Source organism: Aeromonas sobria, from assembly GCF_000820145.1.
In the GTDB taxonomy this organism is placed as follows: Bacteria; Pseudomonadota; Gammaproteobacteria; order Enterobacterales; family Aeromonadaceae; genus Aeromonas; species Aeromonas sobria.
In genome coordinates this window covers 42222-56762 of sequence record NZ_CDBW01000028.1, presented here as the reverse complement: position 1 = coordinate 56762, position 14541 = coordinate 42222, and the positions used below count along the sequence as shown (strand labels likewise).

Sequence of the window (14541 nt, the reverse complement as noted above, 5' to 3'; positions counted from 1 at the left end):
CTGGAAAATTAGGGTTGTAGCCATTGGCTACAGTCACGACTGCGGGATTGATGCAGCGCACTCATATCTTGCTTCATTTCTGCATCGCTTTGCCAGCGCGGTGGCAGCGGCATCAGGCTAACCCGCACATCGGTTGCGCGATCTGCAACAGAGGTCTCATCTATCCGGGGAACCACCAGCGCGACTTTGAGTGACGGATTACGACTGGCGATGCGACTGGCCAGTCCAAGCCCCCCTTCGACATGGAAGTTGCCTGCAATGTGCATGATCTGCTGGCCCGGGTGCGTGGCGAGGTAATCCACCATGCTCTCTGCCATGGTGTCGTCCCAACTGGTCTGGGCGGCGAAGCGGCGGGCGTTGCTGTCGGCATCGCCGTGATGCATAGAGGCCATGAACTTCTGGCGATAGGGGTCATCCCCCAGGGTCAGCTGGCGGGCCAGCTGGCTGCGGCGAGTGACCGGCAGCTTGTCGAGCCACTCAGGCCCCTCCTGACCGACACAGCTCACCAGCGGCTTGGGGGCGTTGGCGGCGATCACCGGCATTCGGTGTGCCTTGGCAAATTCCACCAGCGGGCGGTAGTCGCTGGGGTAGTTGGGCCACGCGTTGCCTTCACGGATCAATGCCGCTTCGCCAATCTTGTTGGCGAGATAGGCATCCAGCGTGCCCTGATCGGCGCGGCTGAACTGCTCCATGGACAGTGCCAGCTGCCGCCCGTTTTGTTGACTGATGGTATGAAGTTCGGTCAATAACCGTGATTGCAGCAGGTGCACACCGGGGTGGCTGTGCAGCTCCCCCACCAGGATGATATCGGCGTCGGCAATAGGCGAGATCGCTTGTGTCAGGGTCAGATCCTCTTGGCGGTCATTGCTCAGCCGGTAGTCATAGAGCGTCTGTAGCTGTGAGGGAACGGTCGGTTGGGTGTGGGTAGCGCAGGCGGTCAGCAACAGCGGCAGGGCAAGCAGGGGAAGTCGTCTAATCATGGGATCTCACTGCTGATATGTCCGGATGCAGTGCATCGCGGGGGGCTAAAAAAGAATATAGGGGCAATACACGGCGACAGTGTAAAACCAATTCAGCTTAAAGCAAAATGAGAATGATTTCGTTTCTTGTTGATCTTTGTCGAGAGCTGGGTAATATGCGCTCTGTTTGATAACAGTTCTCAATAAGGATTCGCTTTGACCCATCAAAATGCACTCTCTCTGGTCGCCCTCGTCGTGGCTGCCAGCCTCTCTTCCCAAGCCTTTGCTGCCAGTCACAAGGCAGATGAAGTCATGGTCGTCAGCGGCTCACGGATGGAGCAAAAACTGGAAGATGTATCCGGCCCTATATCGGTGATCACCGCCAAGCAGATTGAAGAGCAGGTCGTCACCAATGTCGCCGACCTGTTCCGCTACGAGCCCGGTGTCACCGTGCTCGGCGGTCAGGGGGATGCCCAGACCTTCGTCATCCGTGGTATGGGGGAAAACCGGGTCAAGGTAGTGCGCGACGGGGTTCGCCAGAACGATGCCTACAGCAAGGGCGGGGTCGGCCAGAGCTACTTTGATACTGACATGATCAAGCAGATAGAAGTGGCCAAGGGGCCAGCTTCTGCCGCCTACGGCTCCGATGCGCTGGGGGGCGTTATCGCCATCACCACCAAGGATGCCAGCGACTTCCTCAAGGGCAAAGACAGCTATCTGGATGTGACCAGTGGTTACGCCTCCAGCAGCCACCAGAAGATGGCGGGCTTTACCGGCGCCCTGCGCACCGGCGAGGTGGAGAATCTGCTGCGCTATACTTGGCGCGATGGCGGTGTGACCCAGAATTACGACTCCAGCAAGAGCGACTTTGATATCGGCACCCACGCCCTGCTGCTCAAGAGCAAGTGGAACCTCTCTGATGAGCAGTTCCTCAAGCTGACCGTCGACTACCTGACCGATGGCGAGGAGCCGGATGCAGTCAAGCTCAACAAGGTCGGTACCGGCACCGCCCGCGTGTTCGATCAGCCCATCACCGACAAGCAGACCGACAATCTGTCGCTGGTGCTGGATCACGGTATCACGCTCAATCAAAGCTGGGCCGATCGGATGGATACCAAGGTCTACTTAGCTCGCACCAAGCAGACGCTGGATCAGTATGCTTCGTCCAAATATCCGGTTAACCCGAGCAACCCCTATGTGACCAAAAACTCGCTGGATCACAACATGTTCGATCAGAAGAACATCGGCGCCCAGCTGCAGTTCCACAAGGCAGTGGCTAACCACCGTCTGGCCTGGGGCGCTGAATACGAGCACACCGGCAACGAACGTACCCGCTACAAGGGGCCGACCACCCCCGGTGATTTTGCTGGCTATAACGAGCTGAGTTTCCCGGCTACCACCAGCGAGCGTAGCGCCCTGTGGGCTTTTGACGAGATCAAGTTTGGCGAGCGCTGGGTGTTGACCCCAGGGGCCCGTTATGACTACTACCGGATGACCCCGGACAACGATCCTGCCTACACCGGTGACCAGCTGCACAAGTTCTCGGAAGGGGAGCTGTCACCCAAGCTGGGTCTGGTGTTCAAGGCGCACGAGGCGGCCAACCTGTTCGCCCAGTACAGCCACGGCTTCAAGACACCGATGTACGACAGCGCCTTCTCTACCCTGAACCATCAGGCCTATGGCTACCGTATCGAGCCCAACCCGAATCTCAATCCGGAGAGCAGCGACGGCATCGATCTCGGCGTACGTGGCAACAGCAACGGCTTCAGCTATGAAGTAGCCAGCTTCTACAACAAGTTCGATGATTTCATCGAGATGGTGGAAGTGGGTCAACAAGGGCGCACCGCCGTCTACCAGTACCAGAACCTGAGCAAGGCGACTACCAAAGGGGTTGAGGCCAAGGCGGATTACTGGCTCAACGACATCGTCAATGTCTGGGGCAACCTGGCTTACATTGAAGGCAAGGATGGGGATGGCAACTACATCAACAGCCTGAGCCCGCTCAACGGTTCTGTCGGTGTGCGTCTGGAACAGTCCCAGTGGAACTTCAACACAGCCCTGCGCTTTGCCGACGACATGGACAAGGTACGCAAGGATGCCAAGGGCAACGAGTATGTGAAGGCGGCCGGTTGGGGCGTGGTGGATATGTACGCCCAGTTCAACCCGATGACCGATCTGCAGCTCAACGTCGGGGTCTTCAACTTGTTTGACAAGGAGTACACCAGCTACGAGCGCATCGCCGGTCGGGCCGAAGGATCTGATACCAGCGCCATGACCGAGCCGGGCCGCAACCTGAGCGCACGGGTCAAATACGTATTCTAAAGAGACAACACGCGCAGTGATTGAGGGCTGTTGCCCGAACCGGATCCTCGCCCTGACAGGCGGGGATTTTTTATACATGTGGCTAGGCGTGAGGTGACCCGCCCACCCCATGTTATTCATTGGCTTCGCCTTTTTCTTTGTGTTGGCGAGATATTATGCTATTTGATTCATTGTTAATGACATTTAGTAATTCTTTACAATGGGTGCGCCTCGCTTTTGACTTCGACATCGAACTATTTTCTCGACACCGCCGATGCACTTGAGCTGATTACCCGCTTCAATGAGGCCTCTGACGAGCAGACCATAGTGACTCTGTTGCGAACCCTGAGCCAGCAGATGGGATTTGACCATTTCCGGCTGGGATTCATCTTTCCCAGTTCTATTCAGCGCCCTGACGCGCGAATTTTCAATGGTTGTCCCGCACACTGGGCCCAGACATATCACGAAAAAAGGCTTTTTAGTGTTGACCCGTTGGTACGTAAAGGGATGGCCCAGAGCACTCCAATCCTGTGGGCAGATCTGATCGTAGAGTGTTGCAACCAACAAGATGTAGTGGGGTTGGAAGTGATGATGCTAGCTCGAGAAGCAGGGCTACGTGATGGCATCACAATTCCTTGGCATGGGCCCAATGGTCATGTGGGCTTACTGTCACTTATAACGAATTCGCTTCGCTCCGAACATCAATGGTTAAGTGCGATACCCTTTCTGAGCTGGCTGGCGACTCATATTTTCGAAGCTGTCGCACGAGTATGTCTGTCTGATACATCACCTCGTGAACCTCTGAGCTTGCGGGAACTCGAGGTATGTCAGTGGGCGGCAGAAGGGAAGCAAGTTAGCGATATTGCTAAAATTTTGGGCATTGCCCCTCGGACGGTGACCTTTCACCTTGAGCGTATCGTGGATAAGTTTGGGGCGAGCAGTAAGAATCAGGCCATTTCATTGGCACTTAAGCAAGGTCTGGTCAGGCTGAACATCGATGCGGCACACGTGAGAAATGTTGACTGACGTAGATTTTTACTGTCTTGAGCAATTTCTTGCTCTTTGAGTAGATTAAAAATCTGTTTACGCAATATTTGCCAGTTAATTTGCGCTGTTTGTGCGTATTTTTGCTCGAAAATTCATGGTGAAGAAAATTGTTTGTTGTAAGTTATTGATAATAAAGGGGGTTTGATGTTGGCATGGTCGCTGCTTAAGGTTGGTTGAGTGCTATCTCGTTTAACCAACCTATTTAGGAGCATACACATGCCAACTCCATGTTATATCAGCATCGAAGGTAAAACTCAGGGCAACATCACTGCCGGTGCCTTCACTTCCGATTCCGTCGGCAACATCTTCGTACAAGGTCACGAAGACGAGATGCTGGTACAAGAGTTCCAGCACGTTGTCACCGTGCCGACTGACCCGCAATCCGGTCAGCCTGCTGGTCAGCGTGTCCACAAGCCGTTCAAGTTCACCGTTGCGCTGAACAAAGCCGTACCGTTGATGTACAACTCCCTGGCTTCCGGCGAAATGCTGCCGAAAGTGACCCTGAAGTGGTACCGCACCTCTGTTGAGGGCAAGCAGGAGCACTTCTTCTCTACCGTGCTGACCGATGCCACCATCGTCGATATCGACTGCCAGATGCCCCACTGCCAAGATCCGGCGAAATCTGACTTCACCCAGCTGATCCAGGTCTCCATGGCTTACCGCAAGATTGACTGGGAGCACACCGTTGCCGGTACTTCCGGTGCGGACGACTGGCGCGCCCCCATCGAGGCATAAGCCTTGCTTCGGTACTTTGGTATTCCTTGTAAGTAGTAATGTGTCTTTGAGCCGGTTGTTCAACCGGCTTCTTGTACTGTGCATTTTCTCCAGCCTGGCCAATGGGTTGGCTGGAGCTTTTCTGTTTTGCCATCTCCCTGCTGGTGAGCGCGGAGGGATGGCAAAGCACTAAAGGGTGTCCTGTGATGCAGACCCGAACCGCTCGTAACCTGTTAACCCCTTTATCTTTGGTGGCCATTGCGACACCGGAGAGGGCGGTAGCGTGGCTGCGCGGCGAGGGATTGTATGGGCGCGAGAGTAGGCAAGGGCTCAGGCACAGCTTGGCCGTGACAAGAGGGGAAAGCCATGGCTAATCAAACCGGATTGCAATTTACCGTCAAGGTGGGGGCGCTGCCCGAGAGCACCTTCGTGGTGGCCAGTTTCCTGCTGGATGAGGGATTGAACCGGCCGTTCAACCTGCAGCTGGAGTTGGCAAGTAGCCAGCCCGATGTCGACTTTGGCGCCGTACTGGACCAGCCCTGCGAGCTGATGGTTTGGTACAACGGCGAGCTGCAACGGCGCGTCTGCGGGGTAGTGAGCGAGTTTGCCCAAGGGGACAGCGGCTTTCGCCGTACCCGTTACAGCCTTGAGGTCAAACCTGCGCTGTGGCGACTGGGACTGCGCCAAAACTCCCGTATCTTTCAGGCCCAGAAGCCCGATGAAATCCTCAGCATCTTGTTGCAAGAACACGGCATCACCGATTATGCCTTTGCTCTGAAAAACGAGCACGGCCAGCGCGAATACTGCGTGCAGTATCGCGAGACCGACCTCGACTTTGTGAACCGCCTTGCTGCAGAAGAGGGGCTCTTCTACTTCCACGAGTTTGAAGCAGGCAAACATCGCATAGTTTTTGCCGACGATGCGGCTGCGCTGACCCAAGGCCCCGAGCTCTTTTTCAACCTTGGCAACCGCTCGCTGGAACAGGGCGCCTATGTTCGCCAGTTCCACTACCGCGAGGCGGTGCGCCCCTCGGATGTGGAGCTGAAAGACTACAGCTTCAAGACCCCGGCCTATGGCCTCTCCCAGAAGAAAATGGGCGCAGAGCTCGACCATCAACGAGATACCTACCAGCATTTTGACTATCCGGGCCGCTACAAGCAGGACGGCAGCGGCAAGGCGTTTGCCCAGCATCGGCTCGATGCCCTGCGCAATGACGCTGTGGCGGGCAGTGGCAAGTCCAACAGCGCTGCTTTACTACCGGGCCAGCACTTTTCATTGACTGAACACCCGAACGGCAGCCTCAACACCGACTGGCAAATCGTCCATATCCGCCACACCGGAGAGCAACCGCAGGCGCTGGAAGAAGATGGCGGCAGCGGCCCGACTGTTTACCACAACGAATTTGGCGTAGTGAAAGCGAGCACCACCTGGCGTGCCCGCATCGGCAGCCCCGAGGCACCCCACAAGCCAATGGTCGACGGCCCGCAAATCGCCAGCGTGGTGGGTCCCGAGGGGGAGGAGATTTACTGCGATGAGCATGGCCGGGTGAAGCTGCAGTTCCCGTGGGACCGCTACGGCTCGAGCAACGACCAGAGCTCCTGCTGGGTGCGGGTGAGTCAGGGCTGGGCCGGTGGCCAATACGGCATGATGGCCATCCCCCGCATTGGTCATGAGGTTATCGTCTCATTTCTGGAAGGTGACCCCGACCAGCCTATCGTGACTGGTCGCACCTATCACGCCACCAACCGGCCACCTTACGACCTGCCAGCCAACAAGACCCGCACTGTGCTGCGTACCGAAACCCACAAAGGTGAAGGTTTCAACGAGCTGCGTTTCGAAGACCAGGCGGGTCAGGAAGAGATTTACATCCACGGTCAGAAAGACCTGAACGTGCTTATCGAAAACGATGCGGCGTGGCATATCAAGCATGACGAGCATCGTGATATCGACAACGAGCGGGTGACCCGCATCAGAAAGGTGCCGGGTAAGGATGGCGCGCCGCCCAGTCTCGGCAATGACCACCTGGCGGTCGAAGGCGAGAAACGGGATCATATCAAGGCGGACTATTCGCTGACGGTCGATACCTCCATGCATCAGAAACTGGGTCAATCCCTGTTGGTGGAAGCGGGTGAAGAGGTGCATATCAAGGTGGGCGACAAGCTGGTGTTGGAGGCTGGCTCCGAGATCACCCTCAAAGGCGGCGGCAGCTTTGTGAAAGTTGACCCAAGCGGCATCAAACTGGTCGGCCCCGCCATCAAGCTCAATGCCGGTGGCAGCCCTGGCTCAGGTTCTGGCTGGGCGGGTCAGGTTCCCGTTACTCCCAAAGGGGTTGAGGTGATCAAAGCCCCGGAACTGGTTGAACTGGTTAAGGCGATTGCCACCGAGAAGGCGATGGAGGCGCTCTTGAAAGAAGAGAAGCCCACTGCGTTCTACCTCTTTTCAGAATAAGGAGAAAGCATGAAGTTTGCATTTCCCATCCTCACTGCCAAAGGGGAAGAGTTCAAGGATGTCAAAGCCCTGACTGCACTTATTAATGGCGAGAAATCCGGTCATTATCTCCTTGGCAATCACAACAAGTGGCATGGCGGCATTCATATTAGCGACAAGAGTGCCCCATGGTGCAAGGATAAGTACCCCGTCAGAGCCATTGCCGATGGCAAGGTGGTGGCATTCCGGATGATGAAGGATTACCTGACCTCTGAATTTCAGGGGGAGTCCTTACGTTATTCCAACTGCTTCTGCTTGGTACAGCACGAATATTGTGAGATCAATGCAGAAACTAAAGCGAAAAACGAGTTCACCTTTTATTCGCTCTATATGCACCTGCTGCCTTGGGATAAGTACCAAAGCGCCGAGAAACTGGTGCTAAAAAAGGGTTGGAATGCGCGCAATTCCGTACCCCATGCCAATCCCGATGCCGAGCAGCAGCGAGTTGATGCCGCCTTGCCTCGTTTCACGTTGCCCAAGGATACCGAACTGGAGATGGACAGCAGCACGCCATCCCAAAAGGGGAGTGTCGGGGGCAAGGAGTATGATTTCATCAAGGTGACCATCAAGAGCAAGCTCTCCAATGCCCAGATGAAGGAGGCCGAGAAGGCGGGAGTATTGGTCAGTGAGGGAAGCTCGGTCTGGATCGCCAATAGCCCGGATGCAGTGACCTATATCAAGCCCAATTTGCCGACCTGGCTCTACGACCAGATTGACGCTGAATTACTGACCAATATGGCCGGTCGAGCAGACCCGATTTCGGATGACAAAAGTGGTCGTTTGATGGCTGGTAACAAAAGTGTTTCTCTGCCAGCCGGCACCAAGTTGCAGTATGATGCCCACCAACTCGAATTCCATTGGATTGGTGAAAAAGCACGCAAGATGGCCAGATGCAAATATGTGATGCCGAGTGGGGATGGCGTTCCGGGTAGTTGTGGTATCGCCTGGGTGTGCGTCGAAGATGAATTTATCAAGGCAAAAATGCTCCCCCCCCTCACATCTCGGTGAGTTATATGTTTTGCCATCTCCCGTGGCCATTGCCGCAGGTGAGACCATAGGTTACCTCGGTCTGGTGGAAACGCCGGGCTCCCTGACTGGGGGCAAGAAGAGCAAGCATCAAGTCCATCTTGAGATGTTCACCCAGGATCCTCGTCTTGATGATGTGCTGGCTAACAAGGCGGGAACGAAAGGTGGCGCTACCTATGCCAAAGTACCTGCCGATTTAATCCTTCATGAGAAGAAAAGTGAGGAAGGTAAATCCAGGTGGGTAGCGACCAAGGACAAATGCCAGGAAGCGCTGGTTGAATCGCCCAAGCTGGAAAAGGATGCTGCAAAGCAGGAGTGGATCAGTGTATCGTCAGGAAAATATGTCAAGAAAGAGCAAGTCGAGTTATTGAGTCAGCATGATTGGCTGAAGATCGGTTTTAAAAAGGTCGATGGTTCAGGCTCCGACGGCTATCTGGATCCCGATGCACCTCCAACCTTTTTTACCGATCTGGTCAAGAGCTTTGATACCGATGGCAATGGCGAACTTAGCAGTGAAGAGATACAGGCGGCCCTGCAAAACAGCAGCAATGCAGACCAACTTCACAAGCTTATCGTCAAGCACCCCAGCGAATGGTATGAAAAATCGTCAGCCAGTAGTTATCAATGGCTGGATAAACTTATGACCAAAATTGGTCTGCCTGATTTTGACCAGTTGGTGGATCATGAAAAACAGCGCATCGATAAGCTGGAGTGGATGCAGAGTGCTGCCAAGTTAACGCTTGAAAAAGAGATCTGGCATGTTTATCCAATGGCCATGTTAAGAAATTGTGTCAGTAATAAACCTATAATTTTCCCGTTAAAAGTAAAACCAGAGAATGATATAGGTAAAAAATGGGAAAATAAATGCTGGGCTGCGGATGAGAGAAATAATGCGGCGACATTTAGTTACCCAAGAAATAATGGTCGTAAACATGCAGCTCGAGATCTTTATACGAATCCTTTCGAAGAGGTTGTCGCTGTATCTAATGGGGAGGTTTTACAGGTAGCGAGCTTCTATTGCCAGACTCATGAAATAACTATTCTACATAGAACCAATGATGGCCGAGAGTTTATTATGCGTTATGGTGAGCTAGCTCCCGATAACATAAAAGTATCCGTCGGTGATATTGTTATTCAGGGGCAGTCTTTAGGTTACACGGGGAAATTATTACAAAATGGGATACCTCTCGTTAAAATCAATGGCTCGATAGTATTTATGCTACATGTTGAAGTCTATTCTTGTCAGTCTGGTAGCGATCTTAAAAAGCCGTTGACCAATAGAGGCGTTCGCCCTTATCAACGCCGCGAAGATCTTGTAGATGCAATAGATATATTAAAAGAGGGCTATCATAATACTTTCGGGAGTGTGGAAAGAGAAAATACTGCCCGTAGACCTGCTGCAGAGTGGAAAACCTCTGCTCAAGGCATCGCTTTCATCAAAGCTTGGGAAAGTGTGGAAATTAAAAATGGTAAGCATATTCCTTATAATGACTCTGAAGACTATTGCACTATTGGATATGGGCACTTGATAGAAAAGAAACGTTGTGAAGACATTTCTGTCCCTAGCCGTTTCGTGCATGGGATTGATGACAAAACTGCTCTTGAAATTTTTAGTGGAGATCTAAGTGAATTTGAAAATTCGGTAGCTAGAGATGTAAAAATTGATTTATCACAGAATGAATTTGATGCGTTTGTTAGTCTGCTTTTCAATACAGGTGCAAATTTTCTTTCACCTATTCTTGGTAAGGCACCAAAACTACGACAACATATAGCCGACAGAAATTATGAGGGAATTGCTAAAGAGTTTCTTGATATTACCAATGGCGGAGAAAAGGGTTTAGTAAAGCGGCGAAAAGCAGAAAATAACATGTTTTTAAATAATGTGTATGATTCTACACATTAATGCTCCAGGGGGTATTTGATGCATTTTAATATATGGCTGGTCTCATTTTTAATGTTTCTTTCCTTTGCTGGTCATGCAGAGGAATATTTTTTCAAGAAAGTTGCAGATAAAAATATTACATCAGAAGAAACCGGTAACTTGACCTTATCTGAGAGTAAAGATATTGCTTTAAAGGAAGCTATGCTACATAGCAAGATCATGTTGGATGATGGTGTTATTTCTATTCCTGGTGTATGCAAAGTTAATGTGCGATCTGATCTGCCTAAGAAAAGAGGGCAGTCTGATTTAGATAGTATTCACCATGTAAAAGAAAATACAGGAGATGATGGGGAATATAAAAAGGTACAAGATAGCGAAATTGATTTTATCACTCGCGCTGAGTCACTCCCCGGTGGTGAGAGTGAATGTGACTTCTTATACCACTTTGCCATAAAAATAGGAACTGATCTTATTTTTTATAATAATGGATGGAGTGTTATTTATACATCCAGTGATAAACACATCTCCACAGCTGTCTCTGATAAAGAAAAATACAACATTGGTGATATAGTTTGTACTGTTATTAGGGGGGGGGATTATGAAAGGAATGATCACTGCGTATATAATGGAACTCTATATTCTGCATACGAACAATTTTATGTAAATAGCTCAGGCAATGATAATGGGTGGAGCTCTCTTCTTCCTAGCTATAAAGAGGTTATTTCTCGGAGTCATAGTGAAAAATCGAATGAGTTTACAATTATGTCTTCAAAAGATACGGGAAAATCGGGTGTTATATCTATTACATATACAATACCGGCAAAGAACTCTATTAAGTTGCTTAGTTCCATGGCGGGGGGGGAAACGCAAGTTAGCTTTAAAGAGAATGGTGATATAGTCAATATAGAAATAAATAGTTTTCCAGATTGAAATTAATGCTACATACAATGCACTCATTTGAATGCATTGGTGATGTTTTACTTCCCTATAAAATCCCCAACACCGGCTTAAGGCCGGTGTTGTTATGTCCAAGATCATGCAACAGCGGCAGTATCACTATCTTTCTTGGTTTTTCTCTCTGAGAACCAAAAATCTGGGACACCCACCTTCCTGAGCAAGGCGTTGTTTGGCCTGTTATCACCGCAGTCGCTTTTTAAAGATCAGGGATGACAGCTGGGGGAGGCAACTCCCCCAGCGAGATGGCCTCCCTCTATGCCTTTATCGAGAAGATCAACAGTCTCAAGAGCGGCACCTTCCTGATTGGTCGCAACCGCATATGGCACGGTGGCATCCACCTCACTGAGAAAGGGGGCTGGCACCCGAGCGGCGCTGTGCGCGCGATTGCTGACGGGGAGATCGTGGCCTACCGACTGGCGACCAAACCAGCCAAGGCGACCCGTAGCACCGAAGAGGGCAAGCCTGAGGGAAAGATTGACTTGTATACCTCCCCTTCGTTTTGTCTGGTACGTCATTGCTACGAAGCCGGTGAGCAGAGCAAGAATCGCCTGACCTTCTACATCCTCTACATGCACATCGCCTGTGAGAACAGCTACAACAGTCCCGAGGCTGCGCGAGTAACGGTCAAGGGGACAGGTGTGTCCACCTATAAACCGGTGGTAGAGGGAACTCCTCCCAAGCTGATACGTCGGCTGTCTGGCGATAAACCAATCTATGCGAAAAGGGGTGCTGAAGTGAAGTTGGTCGACCAGGAAGTGAAGAACCTGCTTAACCACAAAGATGAGCCCCACGATTACTATCTGGTGCACTACGTTGATGACCCAGACAGCCTGTTCCATATTGCGGCAAGCCAATTACAGCAGGCATTTCCACAGAAGCCGACATGGATGACGCCACCGGAAGGCAAGCCTGCTCGCTATAAGATCCCTGGTAATACATGGCTACGTAAAAGCGCTGACACCACAGCCGAGAGCTTGGGGTTGCCTGCAGGTAGTGAGGTTGTGATATCTGGTGAGCCGCCACAGATGGTGAACCTCAATGGCGGCACGACAGAGTTTCGTAAAGTACAGGTGTTCAAGACGGGTAGCGGCACAGTCAAAGATAGCGCCAGTCAGGTGATGACCAATGCTGGCAAAGGTGCCGTTGGCTGGCTGGCAAAAAGCAAGATGGGTGCCAGACTGGCCGCTGAACCGAGTACCCCAGTCGAATTCAAAGACGATGCGCCGGTTGTTAACCGCAGCGCAAATCCGATACCGGTGCAGGCCGGAGAGATCATCGGTCATTGGGGTGAGCATGAGCTAGCCACTGCCGGTGCCAGCGGTTTCGAGAAAGACGCAGACAGCAAAGCCGTGCACTTTGAGGTGTTTGTGGCAGAGAGCGACAAACAGGCGCTTGAAGATTGCATCAATAACAAGGCGCGGGTCACCGGTGGCCAAGGTTACCTGCTGGTAAAAAAAGAGGTGACCACCTATCGCCTCATCAACGATAGCCAGCATGGTTTTAACGATGTGGCCGTCTATGGGCCACTGGTCTTACCGTTGGCGGTGAAAGAGTCTGATATTGTCACTCACGGTGCCAACAACTTTGTGAAGGTGCGTGAGCGAACTGCGGCTGACGGGGAGTTGGCAGGCGAGTTTGTGTTGCAGGGCGGAGATGTTGAAGTAGTCAGTCAGCATGACTGGCACAAGCTGGGCGTCAAGCTGGTCGATGGCAGCAGTGACCCAGATGGATTTTTAGACAAGGCTGATACCGAAGGCAAAGAAGGAGGTGAGTTTTTCAGCACCCTCTATGACAAGCTGGTGACAGACAGGGATAACGATGGCACCCTGAGCGGCAATGATATCAAGGCCGCGCTGGCCGATGAGGAACTGGCGGGCAAGTTGTGCATGTTGTTTATCAAGCACAAAAGCGAATGGGTAAAGCCGGGAGATTGGCCGCGTCTCAAGCAGGAGTTGGCTGAGCAGCAGAAGCTCTATGAATATGCGACGCAGGTACACAACAATATGGCGTGGATGGAAGATGCCAGCGCGATATTGCGTGATACCCAACCTTGGTTTATTCATCCTGCTGGGATGATGGGGTTGGTGGCTGATCCTGTCTCTGATGATGAAATGGATGAAAAATGGCTCATAGTTACTAAGGGGCAGCTTACATTTGACGCAGAAGGAAATGATGTTGAAAATAGTATGTTCTTCTCAAGAAAAATCCATTGGCCAGGTAATAGTGAATCTGGTGTAACCATTGGTCGTGGATATGATATTGGAAGTCGCTCAAAAGAAGAAGTATACCGTGATTTATCTGACTCTGGGGTTCCTGATAATATCGCCTCATTAATATCTGATGGTGCAGGAATCAAAGGGGGGGCTGCATCTAATTTTGTTTCGGCAAATAAAAGTTCGACCTTAATAAATAGGAAGTCACAACATCGTTTATTTGAAAAAATATATCCTGATTATGTTCTCAGGGCAAAATCAAACTATGAGCGCTGGACTACAGCTCAAAGTATTAATGATGCTAATATCCCAGGTGTATCTATATCTGATAAAACCAATTGGGAAAGTTTAGACGATAAGGTTAAAGATGTTATTGTTGATTTAGTTTATCAGGGGTTTACGAAAGGCCCCAAGCCCATGATCTATGGCATGTTAAATGATAGAAGAAAATACGCCGATTACATCAAAAACAACCCCACCTTGAACCAATATGAGCCAGGGCGTAAAAGAGCTAAATACCTAATTGGAGAATAACTGTGAGAAGATTATCTTTTGTCCTATTTTTTATATCATTGAATGTTTTTTCAAACACCGATAGTAACTGTGATATCTCTGTGCCAGCTACCAATCTTGCTGCTTGTTATGAAAGTAAATCAAAACAAGCTGATACTGAGTTAAACAAAACATATAATAATTTAAAGTCTGCATTGTTATCTAATGGTTATGATAAACCATCTAAAGAAAAATACTGGAGTCAACTGGTTCAATCCCAAAGGTATTGGATTAAGATCAGAGATGCTCAGTGTAACGCAAGGGGTGCTTTCTTTGAAGACAGTTCTATCGCTCAACTGATAGAAATTAAAAAATGCCTTATGAATGTAACAAAGGAAAGAGTGTTTTTTTTGAATAATGAGATTCAATTCATTCATGATTTACCTTGACAGGCAAGGCTAAT

General features: G+C 50.9%; 10 protein-coding genes. 9 read left to right on the top strand and 1 reads right to left on the bottom strand.

What is annotated here, in order from left to right; all coding sequences use genetic code 11:
• Window positions 1–8: 8 nt before the first annotated feature.
• Window positions 9–980, bottom strand: a complete 972-nt coding sequence (locus BN1135_RS13025; protein WP_042021710.1) for a ChaN family lipoprotein — start codon at window positions 978–980, stop codon at window positions 9–11.
• A 195-nt stretch (window positions 981–1175) separates the two neighbouring features.
• On the opposite strand from BN1135_RS13025, the gene BN1135_RS13020 reads away from it, so the two are divergent.
• The 9 genes from BN1135_RS13020 to BN1135_RS21670 all read left to right on the top strand — a co-directional run bounded on the left by BN1135_RS13020 (window position 1176) and on the right by BN1135_RS21670 (window position 14527).
• On the top strand, window positions 1176–3281 hold the full coding sequence (locus tag BN1135_RS13020; protein WP_042021709.1) for a TonB-dependent hemoglobin/transferrin/lactoferrin family receptor: 2106 nt from the start codon (window positions 1176–1178) through the stop codon (window positions 3279–3281).
• Window positions 3282–3497: 216 nt separating this feature from the next.
• The gene (locus BN1135_RS13015; protein WP_042021708.1) at window positions 3498–4286 is read left to right on the top strand and encodes a LuxR family transcriptional regulator; all 789 of its coding nucleotides are present in this window, start codon (window positions 3498–3500) and stop codon (window positions 4284–4286) included.
• A 237-nt stretch (window positions 4287–4523) separates the two neighbouring features.
• Entirely contained in the window at window positions 4524–5042 is a 519-nt protein-coding gene (hcp1, locus tag BN1135_RS13010) for a type VI secretion system effector Hcp1 (RefSeq protein ID WP_005332563.1), read from the top strand.
• 345 nt (window positions 5043–5387) lie between these two features.
• Complete coding sequence (gene tssI / locus BN1135_RS13005; RefSeq protein WP_042021707.1) at window positions 5388–7469, top strand: type VI secretion system Vgr family protein; 2082 nt, start codon at window positions 5388–5390, stop codon at window positions 7467–7469.
• 9 nt (window positions 7470–7478) lie between these two features.
• Complete coding sequence (locus BN1135_RS13000) at window positions 7479–8516, top strand: hypothetical protein (RefSeq protein WP_042021706.1); 1038 nt, start codon at window positions 7479–7481, stop codon at window positions 8514–8516.
• On the top strand, window positions 8470–10437 hold the full coding sequence (locus BN1135_RS21205) for a glycoside hydrolase family protein (RefSeq protein ID WP_175479112.1): 1968 nt from the start codon (window positions 8470–8472) through the stop codon (window positions 10435–10437). Before BN1135_RS13000 ends, BN1135_RS21205 begins: the two co-directional genes overlap by 47 nt.
• A gap of 18 nt (window positions 10438–10455) precedes the next feature.
• Entirely contained in the window at window positions 10456–11346 is an 891-nt protein-coding gene (locus BN1135_RS12990; protein ID WP_042021703.1) for a hypothetical protein, read from the top strand.
• A 236-nt stretch (window positions 11347–11582) separates the two neighbouring features.
• Window positions 11583–14120, top strand: a complete 2538-nt coding sequence (locus BN1135_RS12985; protein WP_052443842.1) for a pesticin C-terminus-like muramidase — start codon at window positions 11583–11585, stop codon at window positions 14118–14120.
• A gap of 2 nt (window positions 14121–14122) precedes the next feature.
• Window positions 14123–14527 (top strand): lysozyme inhibitor LprI family protein, encoded by a 405-nt coding sequence (locus BN1135_RS21670; RefSeq protein WP_139245188.1) that lies wholly within the window; start codon window positions 14123–14125, stop codon window positions 14525–14527.
• Window positions 14528–14541 lie beyond the last annotated feature (14 nt).

Bases quoted from the DNA above. Each gene is read 5' to 3' on its own strand.
- BN1135_RS12990 (WP_042021703.1), top strand. From the start codon at position 10,456: ATGCATTTTAATATATGGCTGGTCTCATTTTTAATGTTTCTTTCCTTT.
- tssI (WP_042021707.1), top strand. From the start codon at position 5,388: ATGGCTAATCAAACCGGATTGCAATTTACCGTCAAGGTGGGGGCGCTG.
- BN1135_RS13000 (WP_042021706.1), top strand. From the start codon at position 7,479: ATGAAGTTTGCATTTCCCATCCTCACTGCCAAAGGGGAAGAGTTCAAG.
- BN1135_RS12985 (WP_052443842.1), top strand. From the start codon at position 11,583: ATGACAGCTGGGGGAGGCAACTCCCCCAGCGAGATGGCCTCCCTCTAT.
- BN1135_RS13025 (WP_042021710.1), bottom strand. From the start codon at position 980: ATGATTAGACGACTTCCCCTGCTTGCCCTGCCGCTGTTGCTGACCGCC.
- hcp1 (WP_005332563.1), top strand. From the start codon at position 4,524: ATGCCAACTCCATGTTATATCAGCATCGAAGGTAAAACTCAGGGCAAC.
- BN1135_RS21205 (WP_175479112.1), top strand. From the start codon at position 8,470: ATGAATTTATCAAGGCAAAAATGCTCCCCCCCCTCACATCTCGGTGAG.